This window comes from Lactococcus nasutitermitis (assembly GCF_018403765.1).
GTDB lineage: Bacteria > Bacillota > Bacilli > Lactobacillales > Streptococcaceae > Lactococcus > Lactococcus nasutitermitis.
The window spans coordinates 301,763-323,349 of the sequence record NZ_BOVQ01000003.1; the positions used below are offsets into that span (position 1 = coordinate 301,763).

Below are 21,587 nucleotides of genomic sequence, written 5' to 3' on the forward strand. Positions count from 1 at the left end.
TTTTTAATAGGCAGGCTGTGTTGCCACAATCTACCGTTCTTGACTATTATAGCTGATTTCATCTAAAAAAGCAAGTAAGACTTGCGTTTAGTTTACGTTTTTCCTTATTTTTATGGCAAATATTCTAAGAATTTGGCTAGAAATTCCTTAATTTTTTCATCAGAGATTTATTTTAGTATTTTGTCATATTTTATAAAATAATTTCATTATAAATCTAGCATTTTTTTCTTCCTTGTAGTAAAATATAAAGCAAGGCATTCTTTTAATGAATGTATTTAAATGAAAACGAGGAAAAATCATGGGACTTACTTTCAAAAAACGTGATGATTTTGATGAATTGATGGATGGTTTGGGCGTCTCAACAGTTGATTTAGTAACAAACGATGATGATAAAGATAAGGGAGATGGTAAGAAAAAAGACCCATTTGCCAAATTTTTAGCGCCAGAAACTGACAAAAATTCGACTGACAAGGCAAAGGCAGACAAGCAATAATTTAAGTTTAAACTTGTAAATTATAACTTTTCTTGCTAAAATAATACAGAAATACATTTATCGAGGATATCATGGCATATAAGAAAAAACAAAAAAGTACTTTCCAAAAAGTAACACTCATCTTTGTTTGGGTAATGGTTATATTGACCCTTGTGTCTGTCATTGCTTCTATGGCTGGTGCTTTTTAAAAAACTTTCCAAATTTGGAAAGTTTTTTTGTAGATTTTTTTGACAGAGTGACACTAAAGCATCTCCCCCCTTGGGCAGTTCTGTCAAAAAATTTTCTAATAAATTCTAGCTGATTTTCAGTAAAAAAAGTTTTTGACAGAGCTGTCAAAAACTTTTTTCCTTACTATTCTTCAAAACCAGCTGTCAAAACTTCTGGAAATTCAGCAGTGATAATTTCTGCACAATGCGCGCAGAGATGTTTCAAATGTTCATTTTCATTTGTACCAACGGTCACATCTGTCCGACGGCAACGGTCACATACTTCTCCTTCGGCGTGTTCCACAAGAATTGCCATGTCGTCAAACTTGGTGGCATTCTCAGGAGCAGCTTTTGACGAAACTGTCAAATCTGATACAATCAAAAGTTGCGCAACATTTTCATCCAAAACAGACAAAAGTGTTTTGACAACTTCGTCAGGATAAACCGTCACGTGCGCTTCCAGTGATTTCCCAATCAACTTGGCTTCTCGCGCTTCTTCAAGAGATTTTAGCACCTTATCACGGAAATCAAAGAACGCTTCCCAATCACTCAAAAGTTCATCTGAATCAGAGAAATCCTGAACTTCTGGCATTTCTGCCAAATACGCATAAGCTTCTTCTTCATTTTCCAGATAAGTCCAGATTTCCTCTGTCGTATGTGGCAAGATAGGTACAAGAAGTTTCGTCAAGCCAACCAACATCTCATACATCACGGTTTGCATACTGCGACGTTCTTGTGAATTTGCCGCTTCGATATAAACAACATCTTTGGCAAAATCCAGATAAAAGGCAGACAAATCATTCGTCAGGAAATTCACAACCTGTTTGTAAACATTCATGAAACTGTACTTATCATAAGCAGTGCGGACTGATTTGACCAGTTCATTGAATTTCACCAGCATATATTTGTCAACGCCACGCAAATTTTCATAAATAATCGCATCCGTAGATTTATCAAAATCAGCAGTATTGGCAATCAAGAAACGCATGGTATTGCGGATTTTGCGATAAGCTTCTGATGTTTGCTGGAGAATATCCATTGACACACGAACGTCATTTTCATAATCCACAGAAGCGACCCAAAGTCGGAGAATATCCGCACCAAATTTCTTCGTCACATCACTTGGCAAGATTGTATTTCCCAGTGATTTCGACATTTTCATGCCTTTACCGTCCAAAACGAATCCTTGTGAAAGCACAGATTTGTAGGGTGCTTTGCCATTAACCGCAACAGAAGTTGTAATCGAACTATTGAACCAACCACGATATTGGTCAGAACCTTCCAGATAGAGGTCCGCAGGATAGCTGAGTTCATCGCGTGTATTAAGCACACCATTCCATGAAGAACCTGAGTCAAACCAAACATCCATGATGTCCTGCTCTTTAGTAAATTCGCCATTTGGTGAACTAGGATGCGTGAAGCCTTCTGGCAACAGCTCTTTTGCCTCATGTGTGAACCAATAACCAGAACCATTTTCTGCAAAAAGCTGCGCCACGTGTTCTGTCGTTTCAGGTGTGATGATTGGTGTGCCATCTTCACCGTAGAAGATTGGTAATGGCACGCCCCAAGCACGTTGACGTGAGATGACCCAGTCACCGCGGTCACGCACCATATTGTAGAGACGCGTTTTCCCCCAAGGAATGACCCAGCCCACTTTTTCAACTTCGTCCAAGATATTTTGACGGAAGTCATCAATCGACGCAAACCATTGTGGTGTCGCACGGAAAATAACCGGTTTTTTTGTTCGCCAGTCATGCGGATAGCTGTGTGTGAAATGTTCAACATGAAGCAATCTACCTGTCGCACGCAATTTTTCAAGGACATCTTCTTCGACATCATCATAAAACTTACCTTCAAAACCAGGCGCTTCTTCCGTGAAATAACCTTGTCCATTGATATCTTCAATCACTGGCAATTTGTATTTCCGGCTGTATTGATAGTCATCTTCACCATGGTTAGGAGAGGTGTGAACCAATCCTGTTCCAGAATCCAGTGACACATAATCCGCATTCATCACGAGCGATTCACGGTCATAAAATGGATGTGTCGCTTTCAAATTATCAAGCTCAGAACCTTTAACTGTCTGCAAAATTTCTGGATTTTCCCAGCCGACTTTTTCTGTGACAGATGCCAACAAATCTTTGGCAATCAAGAATTTACGTGCTTTACCGTCAAGGGTTGCCGCAACGACAATATAATCATAATCTGGATGTACAAAGATACCACGATTACTTGGGAAAGTCCACGCAGTTGTCGTCCAGATAACAAACTCAGTATCATCAGGAATCACACCTTTGGTATCGCGCGCTTTAAAGGCAACAAAAAGTGAAGGAGATTTCACATCATGATATTCGATTTCTGCTTCCGCAAGCGAACTCTCTGAACTCCAAGACCAGTAGATAGGTTTTGCACCACGATAAATATAGCCTTTTTCAGCCATTTTTCCAAACACACGGATTTCTTGCGCCTCAAATTCTGGCAAAAGTGTGAGATATGGATGTTCCCAATCTCCCAACACACCGAGCGATTTGAAATCACGACGTTGCATATCGACTTGTTGCAAGGCATATTCGCGACATTTTGCAAGATATTCAGCACGATCCATTTCCTTACGTTTGATACCTGCTTTCGCCAGTTGCTGCTCGATTGGCAAACCATGTGTATCCCAACCAGGAACATAAGGTGCGCGGAAACCTGTCATTGACTTATAACGCACGATAATATCTTTTGAAACTTTATTCAATGAATGACCGATATGGATATTTCCATTTGCATACGGAGGACCATCATGTAACATGAATGATGGTTTTCCTTCATTGAGTTCCTGACGCAATTTATAAAGTTCTGCATCATCCCAGCCTTTTTGCCAATTTGGTTCTTTGTTTGGTAGACCTGCGCGCATTGGAAATGCTGTCTTACCAAGATTTAATGTATCTTTGATTTTCATTCTATTCTCCTTTTTTAAATTCTAACATTTCAAACTTTTTGACAGAACTGTCCAAGTGGCTAAATGCTTTGGCACCACTCTGTCAAAAATTTTTTTAGTATAAAATACAAAAAAACGGCTTTCGCAAAGGACGAAAAACCGTGGTACCACCTTTATTTTCTCAAATTATTTTTGACATAGCAAAGCCGTTGTGAGATTGCTCGCTTGTCAGTTCCAGTTCGCCTGTGGCTTTTTTTAGCCACATGATGCGAACGGACAGCGGAGCGGAGATACGGATAGGCTAGTTTGTTTACCTAGTTTTATCAAAAATAATTGAAACTCTTGTCACGTAACGTGTGACTATCGTTTGAACTTACTTTGTTCAGTTCAAAAATTTCTACAGCTGATATAGAAAAAAAGAGTGATTGCAGTCTCTCACCAACGCTGCTCGCTGTAAATATCATTTTTTTCCACTTGTTCTGTACAAAAATTATTCGTGATTTTCCAAACTATTTAATTCATTTCCCAAATCAATCGTTGCTTGACTGTCCAATGAATTATCTCCTTCTGGATTTTCACTAGTTGTTTCTACTGAAACTTCTGCTTCAGATGACTGTTCTTCATTTTCATGTTGCTCAGTTTCTGGAGTATTTTCAAAATTTTCTGCTTCTGGTTCAGCTTTTTTTTCTACATTTTCTAACATTTCATCAGGAATTGTCTGAATTGCTTCTGTATCTCCCGAAACAGCTATTGGTGTATTCAAATGCACATCTAAGATTTCTTGCAATTTTTCTTCAGGATTTGTCCCCTCAGTGCTCTTTGCAGCAAACATCTCTTTCCAATCATCTGATTGCAAATTAGTCACTTGCGCTTCTGCCAAGGCAACTGCACGTTCGTGATAGCTCCGCATTCTACGACGCAAATTATCACTTTCACGTATCAATTTACGCGCATCCTCAGAAGCTGTATGCAAGATTGAACCTGCTTCTTTCTTAGCATCATCAATGATAGACTGACCACGACGTCTTGCATCTTCTGTAATATTATCTGCATCTTGCTGTGCTTGTTCCAGACGTTTCGTTGCTTCTTCTTGTGATTGACTGCTCAATTTATCTGCTGCACCTTGTGCAACAACAAGTGATTTATTCAATGTATCTTTCATATCGTCAAAATATTTCACTTGCTCACGGAGCGATTTCAACTCAACTTTTTGACTTTTGATAGTTTGTGAAAATTCATCGTAATCTCTCACAACGATATCCAAGAACTCATCAACTTCCTGTTTATTGAATCCGCGCATTTGTGGATTAAACCGCTTGTTTTGAACATCTAAACTATTCAATGTCATATTCTTCTCCTCGTAGCTATTCTACATTTTTCTATGATTTCTAATTATTTCAACTTCAACTCTCTGCTTACCTTTTTTGGTCATGCCAAGGATATCCAAAATTTTGATACGCCCAAAACCACGAACACTGATTAAATCATCTTTATTCACAGAGAAATCTTTTTTCTCTACTTCAAAATAATTAATTTTAACCTTCTTAAATTTTAACATATCTGTCGCAATATTGCGAGAAAGATTAAAACAAACTGAGATTATTTTATCAATTCTAAGAGATGAGAGTAAAACAACTTCTCGTGTCGCAGTGTTATCAACTTCCAAAAGATTAGAAAAATCTATCTCTCTAATCTGAACTGTCGCTTTAGCAATCTTTTCGATAGTTTGAAATGTCTCAAGCAAATGATGACTCACAAAAAGCTGAACTTTTTCATCCGTGACAAAAATATCACCCAATTCCTGACGTTTTACACCAGCCTGACCAAGAAAAGTTCCCAGAACTTGCGAATGAGTCAAATGATAAAATTTCGCCGGATAACGAATTTCAAGCAGACTAATATCAAAATCTTGTTCATCCAGCTCATAAAAAGTTGGTGCTAAGATAAGTTTACTCAACTCAGTTGCCGCAAAATCCTGACTAGAAAAAATCTGTAGCTCTCGCTTATTTACTAGACTCTGGAGAATTTGGACTTCTCTAGGATTTAAAAAATAAGTAGTAATCACAGAAAAATTATTTTCAACCTGTTCTATCCAGTCCAAACAGCGCTCAATAAAATATCGCTCATCTGCATGAAAATGTTGATAGAGTACTCCATTACTCATATTCCAAATATCCAACCAATAACAATGCGGATAAATTGTTGAATTAACTGAAGTGAAATCATTGCAAACAAGACAGAAAAATCGAGCCCAGCAAATTTTGGCAATCTTTCAAATAAACTCACATAAGGATGACTGATTTTTACAATAATCTGTCCAATCTTCGTCCCATAAAGTCCAGGAACCCAGCTCATCAGAGCATATGCCAATAGAACAAATGAATAAATATTCATCAGGTTAAAAAGCCAGCTGATAATTCTAAAAAATAGTATTATTCCCATTAATATAAGTCGTAACTTTCAAAGTTTTGTCCAGCCAAAACGCTCATTTCTTTCGCTGCATCTACTGTGATATTAGCAGGTGTCATCAAGAAAATCTGTCCACCGACATTTTGAATATCGCCATCCAAAGTAAAGGCAACTCCTGTCATGAAATCAATACTACGGCGCGCTTGATTATCGCCCATAAATTTGAAATTCACAAGTACAGATTCACCATTCTTTATAATACGTGCAGCTTCCATGATGTCTGCATAAGCACGAGGTTCTTTGATAGCAATGCTTGAAATAGCTGTATTCACAGTTGGCATAGGATTATTCACTTTTTCTGTTGTAGTTTTTGTATTTGGTACAAATGTCCGTTTAGGCATTGTTTGACGTACTTGTGTTTTTGGTGCTGTAGAAGTGTTCTGTGTCCGATTTGTGTTAGGCACAACCGAACTTTTTCTTTCTTCAGTAGCTGCTTTGGACGTATTAGGTACTACTTTGGGTTTCATTTCTTGTGTTGGACGTTTAGGTTCATCAAAATCCTCATCATCCTCTACAAAATATTCTCTGATACCATTTACCCAATCTTTAAAGGCCATTTTATCCTCCGATTTTAACGTGGTTTTCTCTCATATCAAGAGAGAAATATCTGTAAACTCTGCTGAAATATTTTAAAATTTTATTTCAAGATGTTCACTTTATCTAACTCTAAAATTTTTGAATCAAAAATTACATTTCTCCTTGGAAAAACTCATGTCCAATACGAACAAATGTTGCTCCTTGCCGAATTGCACTTTGATAATCTCGACTCATTCCCATACTAAGTTCCGTACAAGGAATATTTGAACGATTTTCAGCTGCAATTTTGACCTGAAGATTTTTCATTTGTTCAAAAAGAACATCTGTCTCTTCTTCTGTCGCCTCGAAAGGTGCCATTGTCATCAATCCAACAATTTGAATATTTTCCAACTGCTCAATATCATCCAAAACATCAGAAAGTTCATTGACTGAAAAACCATGTTTACTTTCTTCACCTGAAATGTTCATTTCCATAAAACATTTAATCGTGTGTTCTGCACGTTTATTGATTTCCTGCGCTAGTTTTATAGAGTCAAGAGCATGAAAATAATCAACCAGATTTATCACATCTTTCACTTTACGTCGTTGGAGATTTCCAATCAAATGCCAAGTTAAATCCAAATCTTTTAAAGCTTCATATTTTTCAAGAAAAAGTTCCGTGCGATTTTCTGCAATATTGGAAATTCCGCAATTTAAAACTTCACGTGCTTTATCTGCTCCAACATATTTAGTCACAGCAATTACCATAACGCTTTGATTAGAATAAGAAGACGTAGCTTTTGCCACATCCACATTATTCAATATTTTACTTACGTTTTCTTTAATTGTCATTGCTTAACGTTTGCGAAAAAATGGTGGTGTATCAAGGTCTTCATCTGACGATGGAACACCTGTAAAGCTTGTTACTGGTGATGTCTCACGTGTGCTAGCATTTGAAGTTTGTCTTGGTGAAGTTTCACGACGAATATCCCAATCACCAAAAGCAGAAGGTGCTGCTGTTTGACCTTGATTTTGTGTTTGGTTTTGACTTGCATTGTTATTGTTCATGCTAGGACGATTCACTGGTGTATGTGTCAAGTTTGCATTGTTGACATTACGTGAAAAGTTCTGATGACGTGGTTCTTCAACATTATTTCGTCCAAGTGCTTCATTAGCTACATCTTTTGAAACGCCTGTTGCAACAACTGTGACACGGATTTCATCTTTCAAGTTCGGGTCAAGAGAAGTTCCGAGCAAGATATTTACATCCGTTCCTGCTGCTTGGATAACAATTTCTGAAGCATCTTGTGCTTCAATCAAACTCATATCCATACCACCAGTGACATTCAAAAGTACATTTTCAGCACCTTCGATAGTTGTTTCAAGTAATGGACTGTAAATTGCTTTACGTGTTGCTTCCATCACGCGGTCTTCACCAGAAGCAACTCCAATTCCCATGAGTGCATCGCCTTTATTTTCCATGACTGTTTTCACGTCAGCAAAATCAAGGTTAATCATTCCAGGGTTGGTAATCAAATCAGTTACACCTTGAACGCCTTGACGAAGAACATTATCTGCTTCACGCAAAGCTTCTGTCAATGGTGTTTTCTTGTCAACAATTTCCAACAAGTTGTTATTTGAAATGATGAGCAAAGTATCTACGCTTGCGCGCAATTCTTCAATACCTTCTGTGGCAAAATAGCTACGTTTTGAGCCTTCAAATCCAAATGGACGAGTCACAACAGCAACTGTTAAAGCTCCAAGGTCTTTTGCGATTTGAGCAATGACAGGTGCTGCACCTGTACCAGTTCCTCCACCCATGCCAGCAGTAATGAAAATCATATCTGAGCCTTCAAGCGCTTGTGAAACAGTTTCTGCTGATTCTTCAGCGGCACGTTGACCAACATCAGGTACTGAACCTGCCCCAAGTCCACGTGTGAGTTTTGGCCCAAGTTGAATGACTGTGTCTGCTTTTGAACTACGAAGTGCTTGTACATCTGTGTTTGCTGCGATGAACTCAACGCCAGAAACACCTTCTTCAATCATGCGGTTGATGGCATTACCTCCGCCACCGCCAACACCGATAACTTTAATGACAGCGCCAGTTGTTAAGTCTGTATCAAATGAAAATTCCATGTTATTCTTTCTCCAATTATTGTGATGTCTTTAGTCGAAAAGATTTCCGAAGATATTGCGAACTCTGCCTACAATTCCTTCTGTCTCTTCTTCTGGTTCTTGATTTGCAGCTGGAGTAACAGGCGCTTGATAATAAGCAGGCTCATTTACTTCAGTTGTTTGCTGAGAAGCAACTACTTCTGACTGTACGGCAGGAGTTGTATAAGTTGTTTGTTCTTGATAATCCGGTGCTACATAGCTGTAATCGCTAGAAACAGCATGCGATACAAGAACATCAATATCACTTCTATTCCCTATGTAATTTACAATGCTAATCACTTGAGCAAAAGCCGGATTTCTCAGTCCCATTTCACCTGGTACAAAGAGACGTGCATTAAGTTTAAGCACTCTTGTCGCCAAATCTACAACACCTGGCATCGCAGAAGTACCACCTAATAGCACAACACCTCCAGGGGCATCTAAGCTATGTCCATTATCCAATTCTTGATTGATACGTGTGAAGATTTGGGTAAGACGTGCTTCGATAATTTGTGAAAGGTAATATTCTGTGATTTGTTCAGGTTCAGTCTGACCAACGACATCAACGAGAAAATACTCGTCTGCACTGGCACGCTCTGTACTTGCTTCACCGTAATTGACTTTCAAATCTTCTGCAGCTGAAAGTGATGTATTGAGAACAGTCGAAATATCCTTTGTCACATAATCTCCACCTTCTGGGCTTGTATGTGTCAAAACAAGAGTTTGATCTTTCACAAGACTCACTGTTGTTTGTCCTGCACCAAGGTCAATCATTACTGTGCCAAACTCACGTTCACCTTCTGAGAGAACGTAATGAGACATAGCTACAGGAGCGATTACAATATTTTCAGTCGCTAATCCTGCACGTTCAACTACTTTGCGGATATTGTGAATGAGAGTTCTTGGGCCAGTGTAAACCAAGCCACGCATTTCAAGACGCACTCCAAACATACCACGAGGGTCAGAAATTCCTGTAAATCCATCTACTGTAAACTCAGTTGCTTCAACAGTAATAATCTCACGTTCAGGTACGATACCACGCATCAAAGCGTTAGAAACAGCTTGAAGAACATCATTGTCAGTAATTTCTTTTGTATCGCCAACGATAGGTACCATGCCTTGGCAAGGTTCCATCTCGAGTTGGTTCGCCGGAATACTAACATTGACTTGTTCAATCGTAATACCGGCACGTTCTTCTGCTGCGTTTACAGCTTTGCGTAAAGCTGTCGCGACTTTCTCTATATCAACGATGATGCCGTTTTTTAGCCCATCACTTTTGGCATTTCCAATGCCGATTATATTCATTTCACCAGAGACGTATTCGGCCACTAACACTTTTATCGTGTTTGTTCCAATATCAACGCCTGTATAAAGTCCACTTTTTGCCATAAAAGCGACTCCTTTCTTCGCACATCACAATCATTTTTTATTTTACTATTTCAATTTTGAGTTTTACACTCAATACTTATTTTAACATAAAATCACAGTAAAACAATAGTAGAACTGTGATTTTTTTGTTTTTTTTCTAAAAATGTTATCGTTTTTCTAAAGAAATTGAAAAAAGTGCGATTGTTCCATCTCCTGTATGCGTTACAATCGTTGGGCTGAGAGGGCGAATTGCTATTTCTTTGACAATATTTTTTTCAAGAATTTGTTCTTTGACTTGTTCGGCAATTTCGTTTGAACCTGAGTAAGCGATGATGACTTTGGGATAATTACTGTCAATGTTGTCAAGTGTATTGTCAACCAAAGTCTTTAATGCTTTTTTCTTCCCTCGAACTTTGCTTACTTGGCGCAGTTTTCCTTCTGTGTCAACGTCAAGAACTGGTTTGATATTTGCCATCGTCCCAACAAGTGCAACGGCTTTAGGAATTCTGCCACCACGTGCAAGATGGTTGAGGTCATCAACCATAAACCAGCTCCGCAAACGTTTTGACAGGTCTGTCAAAATTTCTAAAGTTTCTGACAGACTTTTTCCTGCATCACGAAGTTTGACAACTTCTTCCACAAGAAATCCTTCGCCAGATGCAGCTGCGAGTGTGTCAAAAACAGTGATTTTTGCCTCAGGTATTTCTTCTAAAACCATATCTTTGGCAATAACTGCGGACTGATAAGTTCCTGATAAACCTGATGAAAATGCGAGATAAAGAACTTCTTCGCCATTTGAAACTGCTTTTTTAAAGAGTTCGGCAAATTGTCCAGAGTTAATCTGTGAGGTTTGAACTTTTTTCCCTTGCTTAATTTCTGAAAGAAGTATTGCATTATCAAGCGCTTCGGCGCCAATCGTTTCGTAAGTTTTTTCTCCAATGGTAACAGTCATGCCAAGAGTGGCGATATGTTGCGCATCAAGATAGCTTTGACTCAAATCTGCGGTTGAATCTGTAATGATTTGAAAAGTCATAATTCTCCTTTTTCTGTTAAATGTTTACTTTCTATTTCTAAAAATCTCATACATCAAAATACTGGCGGCAACGCTGGCATTGAGTGACTGAACGTGTCCAGTCATTGGAATTGTAATCATTTCGTCCACTTGTTTTTTCAAGGCTTGGCTAATTCCCTTGCCTTCATTGCCAATAATCAGTGCGACTTTACCCGCTGTGTTCCACTTACTGTAAGTGGTACCTGCCATATCTGTCCCAAAAATCCAAAAACCACTTTCTTTCAATTTTTCAAGTGTTTGTGAAAGATTGGTGACACGAACGACTGGAACGTGTTCAAGCGCACCCGTACTGGCTTTGACAGCTATCGGCGTGATACCTACAGCGCGATGTTTTGGAATGATAATCGCGTCAACACCTGTCGCATCAGCTGTTCTGGCAATACTTCCAAGATTATGTGGGTCTGTCAATTCGTCCAAAATCAATAATGTTGCTTCAGATTTTTTTGACAGTTCTGTCAAAATATTTGAAAGCTCTGCATAGGCAAACTCGGAAACGCGTGCAACAAATCCTTGATGTACACCCTTGTCTGTCATTTTTGACAGCTCTGTTTTTGGTGTCCAACTTATCGCTACTTTTTTGTCACGAGCAATTTGTTTGATTTTGTCAACATTTTTTCCGCGCAAATCTTCTTGAACATAAAGTTTATTGACTGTGCCTGCTGATAATGCTTCTTCAATAGCATGAAGGCCATAGATGATGTCCGTATTTTCCATGTGTTTATTATAACATACCTTGGCGAAGAAAAAACCACCTTAGGGTGATTTTTCATGAATTTAAATTTTACTGGCTTCCGTTTGAGACGGCTGAACCTGTGGTACTAACGTATTCTCCTGCGTTATTGCTCGTTATTCCGACCAAACTTCCGTCTGTATTGACACCATAAACTGTCGTTCCTGTTTTTCCTTTTTCAGTCACTGTAACAGAAGGCATAAAGTAAGTATCAGGTGTTGTGTCAAAATAGCTTTCATAAGTAATCATATTGGAGTTAAGCGTTGTGATTGCTGATTCTCCAATAGATGTCCGCATGACATTTTGGACTGCAAGGTCCACATTATTTGGCATAAACTGATAAGAAGCTGAAAGTCCATCTGAGCCTGCAGCTGTTTCGCCAATTCCTTGATACTGAATCGAGACGACTTTGTCAAAACAATCTTTGTAGTTGCTAAGTGCGGCTATATTTGAAGCGCTGACTGAGATATTTGTTTTAAAATCTGCTGAAATATCATTCAGGAATTTTTGATATTTCAACACACTGTTTAAGCTCAACATTTTTTGCAACACTTGCTCAATCACTTCACGTTGATGCGCTGTACGTCCATAATCGCCATTCGGTAAGGTATCTCTATCACGCGAGAAGACCAAAGCTTGTTCTCCGTTGATATGCTGTGATTTACCAGCGCCAATATAAGGCACGGTCGCTGTGTATTCTGGTTCCGTATTGGCAATCGTAATCGTTGAACCTGAGTCGTTGACGACGTTAATCCCACCAACATCGTTCACCAGATTGACCAGTCCATCCATGTTCATCACGAGAAAATTATTGATTTTAAGTCCCGATTGTTCGCCGATTGTGTTCATCGCATATTCGACAGCGCCTGAAATTCCTGACGCATTGTAACCAGCTGGATAAGCGGCATTCATTTTTTGTGTACTGACGATATTATTGCTATTGTTCAAGATATTCGTCATCGTATCGCGTTCCATTGACACCATCGTGGTTGTCTTCGTCTTTGGATTGAGCGTGATAACAATCTGCGAATCAGAATTTCCATCCCATGAATTTGCATCTCCGCGTCCGGCGCCTCCTGTGTCCACTCCCATCAAGAGTAAGGTTAAAGGTTTATCTGCTTGGATTGTACTTGTCGTCCCTTTTGTAGTGATGTATGTTTTTTTCAAACTGTGCTGAGCGTTGCTATACAAATAAAACAGTCCACCAGCTAAAACAAGGATCAGCACCAGCAAACTTATAGAAATCCGTCTGAGCCAATGCTTTTTCTTTTTGTTAGAGCGTCCATATTCTTCTTGCTCTCTGCGTTGACTTCTTTGATAATCTGCCATTTTATCCAATCTTTCGTTGTGTGCAAACATACAACATTTTTTTATAAAATATTCTTTATCTTACATTTCCTGACTGAACTGATACTTAAAATCTTATACTTAACTTTTTCCATTCTGAAATTTTTTATCCGAAAGAGCGTTCCCACAGCTAATAAATAACGATAAAAAAGTCTGAAATTACTCTCAAACTTTATCAAATTTATGTAAACAGAATTTTAAATTATGTAAATCAAATTGATTTTCGATAGCTTAACAGTGCAAGAATGAGCAAAATAAGGACACTTTCAGCAATCAACGACCAGTTTGGCACAATCGTGTAATTCCCCGTCAACGTATGTGTCAAATCTGACAAGAGTTGCGTCAGGAAAAAATGATTAGCAATATGACGAATATTTCCAGAAAGTTCTGCCAGCGGCACCATCATTCCTGCTAGAAAATAAGAAATAAACATCACAGGTAGCGCAACTGCACTCGCTGTCGCCGAATTTTTCACACGCATGCCAATAATCATGGCAATGAAATAAAATGGCACTGCGTAAAGATAAAGTTTGCCGTAGAAAATGGCAAGCGTTGTGATGTCTGGAAGCTCGTAGCTATAAGCCAGGTGCGCCACAAGCAGCACTGCGAGCGTTGACAAGAAAATAATCAGCATGAATGACAGAATTTGCGCCAATACATAAGTCAGCCGTTTAATCCCACGCTGGCTGAACAGTTGGTAAATCTTGCCCGACTGATATTCGGCAATTTGCACTGACAGCGAGGGAATTGCCGCTGAAAGCACACCGTAGAACATAATTGTCGCGATATTGCTCTCAATATAATGCGGTATTGACTTGCCAAAAGAGCTGGCAAAGGCAACCATCAGAAAAAGTGGAAAAATGAAAATAAAGAAAATCTGTGCTGGATTGCGAAAACGCAAATGCAGCTCAAACAAGAAATAACTGACAAATGTCATGATAAAAGTCCCTCCAAATCAAGTGTAAAATCACGTTTATAGCTGACAATATTTTTTGACAGGTCTGTCAAAATTTCTTCTGCCATGTTTTTTGGCAATTTATAAGTCTTATCAGCTATCAAATAGTTGTCAAATTTTTTGACAGGTCTGTCAAAAATTATTTCCGAAAATTCATCTGAAATCAGGTCATTTTTTGTCAAATCAGCAGCGATTTTTCCATCTTTAAGAATGATAAATCGCTCGCAAAGTTGCAATGCTTCTTCCATATAATGTGTGACTAGCACCGTTGTTGCCTGCTTGACCGCATCATTTTCTGAGAGAAATTCAAAGAGTTCTGTCCGACTTTCACTGTCCAGTCCAGTTGTGATTTCGTCAAGGAAAAAATAATCAGGCTGATTTTGCAGAGCAGAAATCAGGAAAAGTTTCTGTTTTTGTCCCCCTGAGAGCTGGCTAATTTTTCGTGTGATGAAGTCTGTCATCCGAAAGTTTTTGACCAGTTCCGCACCTTTTGCGACAGCAATTTTGTCATGAGCGAAAAGTCGCATGATTTCTATCCCGCGTGCATCACTTGGTAAAGTCATATTTTGCATGATATAGCCCGTGTTTTCTGGCGTCAAATGCATCTCGCCGTAGCTGATTTTGCCTGACGTTGGCGCTAAACTCTGATTGATAATGTTCATCAGCGTGGATTTTCCTGTGCCATTTGAGCCAAGCAGGGCGATTTTCTCACCAGTTTTTATCTCCAGCGAAATGTCCTTTAAAACTTCCGTTTTTCCGTAAGATTTTGTGATATTTTCAATTTTCATTTCTGCATCTCCTTCAATTTCTCATTGATATCGCGCGCCATCCGATGATTGCATCGGTAAAAATAAAGAAAAACCAAACTAAAAACGATAAGCCAGCTGATTGACATTGGCAAAAGCGGAATTATACCTTGCAGTAGCAACGCTGAAATCAAAACCAGCAGATAACTTCCGCCTGCGTGTATCAGAAATTTCCCCAGATAAGGCAAGCCCAAGCGTTCTCTGTAAATCGCTGGCACAATCAAGCCCTGCGCCACACCCATCAGCAAAATCACCAGCAACGTTTTTCCACCAAAATAATTCACCGCATTCAGAACCAACAAAAAGCTCGCAATCCCTAAGCCAATAAATATTGAATCAATATAAGCTCTCACATTTCCACCTCTTTTTCTTCGATTTTTTTATAAATATTTTTCAGATAACTTTGTGAAATCGGAACTTTAAAACGCTCCACACGTGCCACCATCCCATTAACCAAATCTGCCTCCACCGATTTCAGCCGCTCAAAATTTATCAAATAAGAACGTGCGACCTGCACAAAATCAGCACCCAGCAACTCTTTCATCTTGTAAAGCGGCAAGCGCACCGTCAAAAATTCATTGTCCGTATAAATTTCCAGATAATTTCGCAAACTCTCGACATAAATCACCTCCGAACGCTTGAGAACACGCAGTCCATCCGTCGTTTTCACTGTCAAATTCTCATCAAATTTTTTGACAATCCTGTCAAAAATTTTTTCATCATAAGTTTTGACAAAAATCTCTGTTTCCGTCAAATTCGGATTGATTTCTTTTCTAAATTTCATGTTTCTATTTTATCAATTCTTTTTTATTTGGCAAATACTTTTGGGACAAATGCCTTATTTTCAGGGACGAAAAAAAAGCTGTCAAAAAATGACAACTTTCTTCCCATTATATTTTTGACAAAACTGTCAAAAAATTTACACGAAAAACAAAGCTACGATAGCTACAATCAGAGCTGGCAAGGCTTGTACCAGCCAAATCGTGCGTGTTACTGTCGCACCACCGTAAATCCCAACGACAACGACAAAGCCCATCAGCAAAATCGTCACTATCACCGGAAAATCAAGTAGCGCCACAAGAGCAATCAACACGCCCAAACTCAGATTGTAAATTCCCTGATTGGCAAGCGCCAAACGTAAATTTTTATTTTTCAACTCCGCCACCGGAAAACCAAAAGCCTTACTCTGCAGCTCTGCTTTTCCAAACATCTCCACAATCCCAAAAAGCAAATGCTCCACAGCAATAATTAGGGAAAAAATAATTAACAACATTTCTCCTCCAACAATCCATAAATTTTTTCACGCAGATAACAAGAAAATCAAAACTTTCTTCCAAGCGAGATTTCCAGCACCCAAGTCAAGTTTTAAGCAAGAGCACCCATTGGGTCCCAAGGCAAGAGCACTTGTGGTTCAGCAGCATAAGCTGCCAATTCTTCCTCCGTCAACAAATCCTTACGGACAACGATTTGATAAGTATATTCATCCATCCAAGCATCTGAAGCCACGAAATAACCATTAAATTCGCCAGCATCCTTGCCCCAAGAATTTTCAACTTTCCATTGTGTAGAATTGCCATTTTCATCCAAATCCACACCAGCAAGCACCATCGCGTGCGTCATCAAACTCTCGCCGTAATCCAAACGACCAGCTTTATCTTGCGTAAATTCAATATCCAAAGCTGTTTCAAAATCATAAGCATCAAGTGTCAACAAACCAGATTTACGATTAGAAACCTGACCCACATCACAGCCAAACCAGACTGTTTCACCTTGTTGCATTTGCGCAATCGCCAATTTCTTGAAACGAGACATATCCACATTCAAATGTTTCACATCACGCGCACCGACAACATTTCCAAGAAATTCCACTGTGTAGCTCTTATTATAAGGTTTATCCGCCGTTGGTGCATTGATGATTGACACATAATTATCCAAATCCACAGCGACAAATTGGTCATAAAATTCTTTTGGTGTTCCAGAGAATTTCACAAGTTCTTTATCCTTATTGCGGAATGCAAAATCAAATTCTTGTGGTGGCAAGCCCAATGTTGCAGCCAAGAAATTAAAGATTTCCTGCAACAAACTTTCCTTCAAAGCAGCAACATCTTTGCCAGCTTTCACAGCATCAAGCAAAAGTTGCGCATCTTGACGGAGCAATTTATTCAAATATTGGTTCAGCTCACGACTTGTTGAAGAGGCACTTGACTCAGGATAAGCCGCTTTGGGCATCACACCATATTTTTCAAAAATCGCCACAATCATATCCCATTGTCCGCCATCTTGTTGCGGTGTTTGCAACAAAAATTTCAAACGACGGTCATCCATCTCAGAATTTTCAATCAACTGCTCAAAGAACCAATTTGATTTTTCATATTTATCCCAAAAATAAGGATAGGCTTGCGACAACTCAAAATTTTCCAATTTAAAATTATTAATCACTTTGTGACGGAAAGTATTCATCGCCGCAAACATCCAGCAACGTCCCGACTGTTTTTGGTTCGTCACAGGGTCGCTCGTCAAATCAATCGAAAATTCAGGCAAGTTATTTGCGTGAGAGCTACGCGCTTCCAAAGCATTGAGCAAGCCATTTTTAGTTGCTGCATTTTCAACCGCACGAAATTTTGGATTTTCAGCAAAATTTTCATACAGTTTTTGAGTAAAATCATTTGTTAAAGTCATTTATTCCTCCTAAAATATTATTACTTTTCATTATAGTGCAAATTATCAAAAAAGTCAGCAATCAAAATTTAAAAAGAAAATCTCAGACCAACAATTCCCAAAAAATCCTAATAATTTCAAGTGTTATAAAGCAAGCGACCAAAAAGAAGAAAATCTTCCAAATCATCGCATGAAAACCGCGCAACTGCTGACTTAAAATATCCGCATCAGACACACCATGATAATGGAGAAAAAGCACAAAAATATCCTTCATTCCACCCATAACCAATATCATAATCAAAAAAGCCGTCAACGCAAAATTCACAAAAGCAGTTGCATAAAGAATAGCCAAAACACTCACCAGCATCACCACAATCACACTAAAAAATCCCCAAGCATTGCGCAAATGAAACAAAATATAAAACCCAATCAAAATCAAAAAAACAAAAGTCAGTTGAGGACGTCCCCACTTTATCAAAAAGCTCAGCAGCAAAGCAAGTAAAAATGGCATTGGATAGCCCGACAAAGTCGCAAAAAAACCACTCACACCAGTCTTAACCTCTGTACTCCCCGAACTATCATGGTTTATCCGCATCCGATAAACCTTTCCAAAAGTCAATCTAGCAACCAGCGCATGACCAAACTCATGCACAATCGTCACTACATATTTCAAAGGAGACACAAAAACATGAGCAAGCATACCAACCAACAAACCAGCAACCACCACCCAAACCTGCAAATGATAACTCTGAGTAAAAAAATCAATCATATTTTCATTTTACCTCAAGTTTACTAAATGAAACTGTATCATCTAAAATGATATTCGCAAGACTATAAAAAAAGCTATCCCTAGACAGCTTTTCTTTATTTTCAGACCATCTTTTCCAACAACTTAATCAGCGTTTGTGCCGATTGTTTACCTGCTTCAAGAATAAATTCATCAAATTTCACATTGGCATCATGGTCTGCTGTATCAGAAATCGCACGGATAATGACAAAAGGTTTGTTCAGCGCAGTTGCTGCTTGTGCAATACTTGCGCCTTCCATCTCAACCGCCAAATCATCTGGAAAATGTTCTTTGATTTCAATAATTTTTGTCGGACTGGAAATAAAACTATCCGAACTTGTGATTAAGCCAACTTTTGGATTGTCAATGACTTTTTTGAGTTCAGAAACAAAGTATTTACTACTTTCAAAGTACAAAGGCTGTTGTGCCATTTGTCCAAAAGCATAGCCAAAAACTGTCACATCAATATCATGATAAGCGAGTTTATCCGCAATCACAACATCACCGATTTTGAGAGATTTATCAATGGCACCTGCAGAACCAGTATTGATAATTCCATCAACATCAAAAAGTTCTACCAATAGCGCAACAGCAATCGCCGACATAACTTTTCCAATTCCAGATTGTACCAGTACAACTTCATGACGTCCGATAGAGCCTGTATGAAAAACAAGTCCATGACGTGTTTGCTTACCGGCATTTTCCAGATTTTCAATTAGTACACGGATTTCCTCGTCCATGGCACAGATAATTCCTAACTTCATATATAATCCTTCTTTTTCTAAATAATATGTCTCCAGGGTAAACTACATTGTGAAAATTTCATCACTCAAAAATAGTACAAAATAAAGGCAATGAGGAAAATTACAACAATAATTGTCACAATTAAAAGCCACTTGTTAATCAACTTACTTCGTCTTTGCTGCTTAACATTTTCAATACGACGACTTTTATAGACAGCTTGTTTGGACAAATCTTGCTCAATTTTATCGTATTTCTCAGAAATTTCACGGTCATTTTCCATTTCCCGTTGTAATTCTCGTTCGATACGTTCTTTATCTTGCTTTGCTTGCTCAATAATCTCGTCTGTTAAAAGTGGTCTAGGCATTGCTTTCCCCTGCTTTCAACTGTTGGATTTCCCAGTACTGGATAGCCATGATTGTTTTTGCATCACTGATTTTATGCTCTCTCGTCAGTTTTTTCGCTTCATCCAATGTCACAAAGATACTTTCCAAAAATTCATCATCATCTTGTGGACGAGGATTGTCAACTTTTTCTAATTCTGAAGAAAAATACAGATAAGTAATTTCAGATGTACAACCTGGTGAAACATAAAATGGTGCGATTTCAATCAAATTTTTTGTAGAATAGCCTGTTTCTTCTTCAAGTTCACGCAAAGCAGCTGCTTTCGTATCTGAATTTTCACCTAGTTCTAATTTTCCAGCAGGAATTTCATAGATAAATTGTTCAATCGCCTTACGATATTGTCCGACAAGCAACATTTTATCCCCAATAACAGGCGCTACTGCTACACCACCATTATGAAATACAAGCTCACGAAAACCTGTGTTCCCATCAGGCAAACTCACCTTATCACGCACAACTTGAAAAATCTTCCCATCAAAAATTTTTTCACGAGATAGGGTTTTTTCTTCAAATTTTTTTGTATCAAAATCCAATATCTGTCCTCCAATAGCTTATTGTCAAATTTTTTATTTTCCACGATAATGTGGCAATTTTCTTGCACGTCCAAGTTTATTGACTTGGCGACCGCGTCCGATTTCGACGGCTTCATCTGGAACATCTTCTGTGACGATTGAACCTGCAGCAGTCAGTGCATTTTTACCGATATGAACGGGAGCAATGATAGTTGAGTTTGAGCCTACAAATGCAAAATCATCAATTTCTGTATTAAATTTATTTTTTCCATCAAAGTTAGCAGTGATTGTTCCCGCACCAAAATTGACTTTTTCGCCAACAGTAGCATTGCCGATATAGGTCAAATGTCCTGCTTTTGTTCCCTTGCCAAGCGTTGAGCCTTTCACTTCAACAAAGTTACCAACATGAACTTCTTCGCTCAATACTGTTCCTGGACGAAGATGTGCATAAGGACCACAGTTACTTCCAACACTCATCCGACTTCCCTCAATCGTTGAATTACGCACTTCACAATCCGAATGAATTTCAGAATTAATGATATAACTTCCATTTGTGATGACAACATTTTTACCGATAAAAGTATTTCCTTTAATCGTAACATTGCCTTCGATGACTGTGCCTTCTTCAATCGTGACATCTGCTCCAATGTAAGTTGTTTCAGGGTCAATCATCGTAACACCATTCATCATGTGTTTTTTGTTAATTCGTAGGCGCATCGTTTTTTCTGCTTGAGAAAGTGCCACTCGGTCATTCACCCCAAGACTTTCATCAAAATCTGCTAAAGTATATGCAGCAACAGTATTTCCTGCTTTTTTGAAAATTTCGATGACATCTGTCAAATAATATTCGCCTTGTGCATTGTCAGTTGTTACTTCTTTGAGCGCCTTAAACAGTGCTTTATTATCAAAAATATATGTTCCTGTATTTATCTCTTTGATTTCTTTTTCACTATCTGAAGCATCTTTTTGTTCAACAATTTTCTCAACAGAGCCGTTTTCTCCTCGCACAATACGTCCATATCCAGTTGGATTAGGTGCAATTGCTGTCAAGATTGTTGCCGTAGCTTTTTGAGCGAAATGATAATTAAAGAGCGCATTGAGCGTTTCTCCGCTAATGAGTGGTGTGTCTCCTGCAATAACAAGTGTTGCTCCGTCTTCATTTGCCAATAAATCTGCAGCAATACGTACAGCATGTCCAGTACCAAGTTGCTCTGTTTGCTTCACAAAATTTGTACCCTTGGGAAGCGTTGCGATAACTTTTTCTGCTTCATGTCCGACAATAACAATACGTTTTTGCATATCAACTTCTGAAACATGATTGAGTACGTGAGCAAGCATCGTTTTCCCTGAAACTTCATGTAACACCTTTGGTAAGGCTGATTTCATACGTGTCCCTTTGCCTGCCGCTAAAACAATCGCAAATTTATTCATGTTCTTCCTCC

The 21,587-nt window shown here is 38.6% G+C and carries 24 protein-coding genes; 2 read left to right on the top strand and 22 right to left on the bottom strand.

Annotated elements, in window-relative coordinates; genetic code table 11:
• The first annotated feature begins 298 nt into the window (after positions 1 to 298).
• Together KJS36_RS04145 and KJS36_RS04150 are read left to right on the top strand one after the other, a co-directional pair.
• Positions 299 to 493, top strand: coding sequence for an SPJ_0845 family protein (locus KJS36_RS04145; RefSeq protein ID WP_213534617.1), 195 nt, complete (start codon positions 299 to 301; stop codon positions 491 to 493).
• Between the two features lie 71 nt (positions 494 to 564).
• Complete coding sequence (locus tag KJS36_RS04150) at positions 565 to 681, top strand: DUF4044 domain-containing protein (protein WP_213534618.1); 117 nt, start codon at positions 565 to 567, stop codon at positions 679 to 681.
• Between the two features lie 163 nt (positions 682 to 844).
• On the opposite strand, the gene ileS is transcribed toward KJS36_RS04150, so the two are convergent.
• From ileS to glmU, 22 genes are all read right to left on the bottom strand, one after another.
• Positions 845 to 3,646, bottom strand: coding sequence for an isoleucine--tRNA ligase (gene ileS / locus KJS36_RS04155; protein ID WP_213534619.1), 2,802 nt, complete (start codon positions 3,644 to 3,646; stop codon positions 845 to 847).
• A 469-nt stretch (positions 3,647 to 4,115) separates the two neighbouring features.
• Positions 4,116 to 4,973 carry a DivIVA domain-containing protein gene (locus KJS36_RS04160; RefSeq protein ID WP_213534620.1) on the bottom strand — a complete coding sequence of 286 codons (858 nt, stop codon included), beginning with the start codon at positions 4,971 to 4,973 and terminating at the stop codon, positions 4,116 to 4,118.
• A gap of 21 nt (positions 4,974 to 4,994) precedes the next feature.
• Positions 4,995 to 5,789, bottom strand: a complete 795-nt coding sequence (locus KJS36_RS04165) for a YlmH family RNA-binding protein (protein ID WP_213534621.1) — start codon at positions 5,787 to 5,789, stop codon at positions 4,995 to 4,997.
• Positions 5,786 to 6,067 (bottom strand): YggT family protein, encoded by a 282-nt coding sequence (locus KJS36_RS04170; protein WP_213534622.1) that lies wholly within the window; start codon positions 6,065 to 6,067, stop codon positions 5,786 to 5,788. Before KJS36_RS04170 ends, KJS36_RS04165 begins: the two co-directional genes overlap by 4 nt.
• A complete protein-coding gene (locus tag KJS36_RS04175; RefSeq protein ID WP_213534623.1) occupies positions 6,067 to 6,651 on the bottom strand; it encodes a cell division protein SepF in 585 nt (194 codons plus the stop codon). Before KJS36_RS04175 ends, KJS36_RS04170 begins: the two co-directional genes overlap by 1 nt.
• Positions 6,652 to 6,781: 130 nt before the next feature.
• Positions 6,782 to 7,462 (bottom strand): YggS family pyridoxal phosphate-dependent enzyme, encoded by a 681-nt coding sequence (locus tag KJS36_RS04180; RefSeq protein WP_213534624.1) that lies wholly within the window; start codon positions 7,460 to 7,462, stop codon positions 6,782 to 6,784.
• Between the two features lie 3 nt (positions 7,463 to 7,465).
• Positions 7,466 to 8,746, bottom strand: a complete 1,281-nt coding sequence (gene ftsZ / locus KJS36_RS04185) for a cell division protein FtsZ (protein WP_213534626.1) — start codon at positions 8,744 to 8,746, stop codon at positions 7,466 to 7,468.
• Positions 8,747 to 8,776: 30 nt separating this feature from the next.
• Positions 8,777 to 10,153: a cell division protein FtsA gene (gene ftsA / locus KJS36_RS04190; RefSeq protein WP_213534628.1), complete on the bottom strand. Its 1,377-nt coding sequence runs from the start codon at positions 10,151 to 10,153 to the stop codon at positions 8,777 to 8,779.
• Between the two features lie 145 nt (positions 10,154 to 10,298).
• Positions 10,299 to 11,165, bottom strand: coding sequence for a DegV family protein (locus tag KJS36_RS04195; RefSeq protein WP_213534629.1), 867 nt, complete (start codon positions 11,163 to 11,165; stop codon positions 10,299 to 10,301).
• 24 nt (positions 11,166 to 11,189) lie between these two features.
• Positions 11,190 to 11,918 carry a 23S rRNA (guanosine(2251)-2'-O)-methyltransferase RlmB gene (rlmB, locus tag KJS36_RS04200; RefSeq protein WP_213534630.1) on the bottom strand — a complete coding sequence of 243 codons (729 nt, stop codon included), beginning with the start codon at positions 11,916 to 11,918 and terminating at the stop codon, positions 11,190 to 11,192.
• A gap of 67 nt (positions 11,919 to 11,985) precedes the next feature.
• Positions 11,986 to 13,293 carry an LCP family protein gene (locus tag KJS36_RS04205; protein WP_244842630.1) on the bottom strand — a complete coding sequence of 436 codons (1,308 nt, stop codon included), beginning with the start codon at positions 13,291 to 13,293 and terminating at the stop codon, positions 11,986 to 11,988.
• Positions 13,294 to 13,492: 199 nt separating this feature from the next.
• Entirely contained in the window at positions 13,493 to 14,218 is a 726-nt protein-coding gene (locus tag KJS36_RS04210; RefSeq protein WP_213534631.1) for an ABC transporter permease, read from the bottom strand.
• Complete coding sequence (locus KJS36_RS04215; RefSeq protein ID WP_213534632.1) at positions 14,215 to 15,024, bottom strand: ABC transporter ATP-binding protein; 810 nt, start codon at positions 15,022 to 15,024, stop codon at positions 14,215 to 14,217. Before KJS36_RS04215 ends, KJS36_RS04210 begins: the two co-directional genes overlap by 4 nt.
• The gene (locus tag KJS36_RS04220) at positions 15,021 to 15,395 is read right to left on the bottom strand and encodes a DUF3021 family protein (RefSeq protein ID WP_213534633.1); all 375 of its coding nucleotides are present in this window, start codon (positions 15,393 to 15,395) and stop codon (positions 15,021 to 15,023) included. The genes KJS36_RS04215 and KJS36_RS04220 overlap by 4 nt, the downstream gene beginning before the upstream one ends.
• Positions 15,392 to 15,826 carry a LytR/AlgR family response regulator transcription factor gene (locus KJS36_RS04225; RefSeq protein WP_213534635.1) on the bottom strand — a complete coding sequence of 145 codons (435 nt, stop codon included), beginning with the start codon at positions 15,824 to 15,826 and terminating at the stop codon, positions 15,392 to 15,394. The genes KJS36_RS04220 and KJS36_RS04225 overlap by 4 nt, the downstream gene beginning before the upstream one ends.
• Before the next feature lie 135 nt (positions 15,827 to 15,961).
• A complete protein-coding gene (locus KJS36_RS04230) occupies positions 15,962 to 16,315 on the bottom strand; it encodes a DUF1304 domain-containing protein (protein ID WP_213534637.1) in 354 nt (117 codons plus the stop codon).
• A 92-nt stretch (positions 16,316 to 16,407) separates the two neighbouring features.
• Positions 16,408 to 17,721: an aminopeptidase C gene (gene pepC, locus KJS36_RS04235; RefSeq protein WP_213534639.1), complete on the bottom strand. Its 1,314-nt coding sequence runs from the start codon at positions 17,719 to 17,721 to the stop codon at positions 16,408 to 16,410.
• A gap of 82 nt (positions 17,722 to 17,803) precedes the next feature.
• Positions 17,804 to 18,469 (bottom strand): M50 family metallopeptidase, encoded by a 666-nt coding sequence (locus tag KJS36_RS04240; protein WP_213534641.1) that lies wholly within the window; start codon positions 18,467 to 18,469, stop codon positions 17,804 to 17,806.
• A gap of 101 nt (positions 18,470 to 18,570) precedes the next feature.
• Positions 18,571 to 19,251 carry a 5'-methylthioadenosine/adenosylhomocysteine nucleosidase gene (locus tag KJS36_RS04245; RefSeq protein ID WP_213534643.1) on the bottom strand — a complete coding sequence of 227 codons (681 nt, stop codon included), beginning with the start codon at positions 19,249 to 19,251 and terminating at the stop codon, positions 18,571 to 18,573.
• Between the two features lie 65 nt (positions 19,252 to 19,316).
• On the bottom strand, positions 19,317 to 19,595 hold the full coding sequence (macP, locus tag KJS36_RS04250; protein ID WP_213534646.1) for a cell wall synthase accessory phosphoprotein MacP: 279 nt from the start codon (positions 19,593 to 19,595) through the stop codon (positions 19,317 to 19,319).
• Entirely contained in the window at positions 19,588 to 20,169 is a 582-nt protein-coding gene (locus tag KJS36_RS04255) for an NUDIX hydrolase (protein ID WP_213534731.1), read from the bottom strand. Before KJS36_RS04255 ends, macP begins: the two co-directional genes overlap by 8 nt.
• Before the next feature lie 30 nt (positions 20,170 to 20,199).
• A complete protein-coding gene (gene glmU / locus KJS36_RS04260) occupies positions 20,200 to 21,576 on the bottom strand; it encodes a bifunctional UDP-N-acetylglucosamine diphosphorylase/glucosamine-1-phosphate N-acetyltransferase GlmU (RefSeq protein WP_213534648.1) in 1,377 nt (458 codons plus the stop codon).
• Positions 21,577 to 21,587 lie beyond the last annotated feature (11 nt).

Excerpts from the sequence above, each read along its gene's own strand:
- KJS36_RS04245 (WP_213534643.1), bottom strand. The coding sequence starts at position 19,251 with ATGAAGTTAGGAATTATCTGTGCCATGGACGAGGAAATCCGTGTACTA.
- KJS36_RS04160 (WP_213534620.1), bottom strand. The coding sequence starts at position 4,973 with ATGACATTGAATAGTTTAGATGTTCAAAACAAGCGGTTTAATCCACAA.
- KJS36_RS04145 (WP_213534617.1), top strand. The coding sequence starts at position 299 with ATGGGACTTACTTTCAAAAAACGTGATGATTTTGATGAATTGATGGAT.
- pepC (WP_213534639.1), bottom strand. The coding sequence starts at position 17,721 with ATGACTTTAACAAATGATTTTACTCAAAAACTGTATGAAAATTTTGCT.
- KJS36_RS04170 (WP_213534622.1), bottom strand. The coding sequence starts at position 6,067 with ATGGGAATAATACTATTTTTTAGAATTATCAGCTGGCTTTTTAACCTG.
- KJS36_RS04210 (WP_213534631.1), bottom strand. The coding sequence starts at position 14,218 with ATGACATTTGTCAGTTATTTCTTGTTTGAGCTGCATTTGCGTTTTCGC.
- KJS36_RS04180 (WP_213534624.1), bottom strand. The coding sequence starts at position 7,462 with ATGACAATTAAAGAAAACGTAAGTAAAATATTGAATAATGTGGATGTG.
- macP (WP_213534646.1), bottom strand. The coding sequence starts at position 19,595 with ATGCCTAGACCACTTTTAACAGACGAGATTATTGAGCAAGCAAAGCAA.
- ftsZ (WP_213534626.1), bottom strand. The coding sequence starts at position 8,746 with ATGGAATTTTCATTTGATACAGACTTAACAACTGGCGCTGTCATTAAA.
- KJS36_RS04205 (WP_244842630.1), bottom strand. The coding sequence starts at position 13,293 with ATGTTTGCACACAACGAAAGATTGGATAAAATGGCAGATTATCAAAGA.
- ileS (WP_213534619.1), bottom strand. The coding sequence starts at position 3,646 with ATGAAAATCAAAGATACATTAAATCTTGGTAAGACAGCATTTCCAATG.
- glmU (WP_213534648.1), bottom strand. The coding sequence starts at position 21,576 with ATGAATAAATTTGCGATTGTTTTAGCGGCAGGCAAAGGGACACGTATG.
- KJS36_RS04230 (WP_213534637.1), bottom strand. The coding sequence starts at position 16,315 with ATGTTGTTAATTATTTTTTCCCTAATTATTGCTGTGGAGCATTTGCTT.
- ftsA (WP_213534628.1), bottom strand. The coding sequence starts at position 10,153 with ATGGCAAAAAGTGGACTTTATACAGGCGTTGATATTGGAACAAACACG.
- KJS36_RS04165 (WP_213534621.1), bottom strand. The coding sequence starts at position 5,789 with ATGAGTAATGGAGTACTCTATCAACATTTTCATGCAGATGAGCGATAT.
- KJS36_RS04225 (WP_213534635.1), bottom strand. The coding sequence starts at position 15,826 with ATGAAATTTAGAAAAGAAATCAATCCGAATTTGACGGAAACAGAGATT.
- KJS36_RS04215 (WP_213534632.1), bottom strand. The coding sequence starts at position 15,024 with ATGAAAATTGAAAATATCACAAAATCTTACGGAAAAACGGAAGTTTTA.
- KJS36_RS04240 (WP_213534641.1), bottom strand. The coding sequence starts at position 18,469 with ATGATTGATTTTTTTACTCAGAGTTATCATTTGCAGGTTTGGGTGGTG.
- KJS36_RS04150 (WP_213534618.1), top strand. The coding sequence starts at position 565 with ATGGCATATAAGAAAAAACAAAAAAGTACTTTCCAAAAAGTAACACTC.
- KJS36_RS04195 (WP_213534629.1), bottom strand. The coding sequence starts at position 11,165 with ATGACTTTTCAAATCATTACAGATTCAACCGCAGATTTGAGTCAAAGC.
- rlmB (WP_213534630.1), bottom strand. The coding sequence starts at position 11,918 with ATGGAAAATACGGACATCATCTATGGCCTTCATGCTATTGAAGAAGCA.
- KJS36_RS04175 (WP_213534623.1), bottom strand. The coding sequence starts at position 6,651 with ATGGCCTTTAAAGATTGGGTAAATGGTATCAGAGAATATTTTGTAGAG.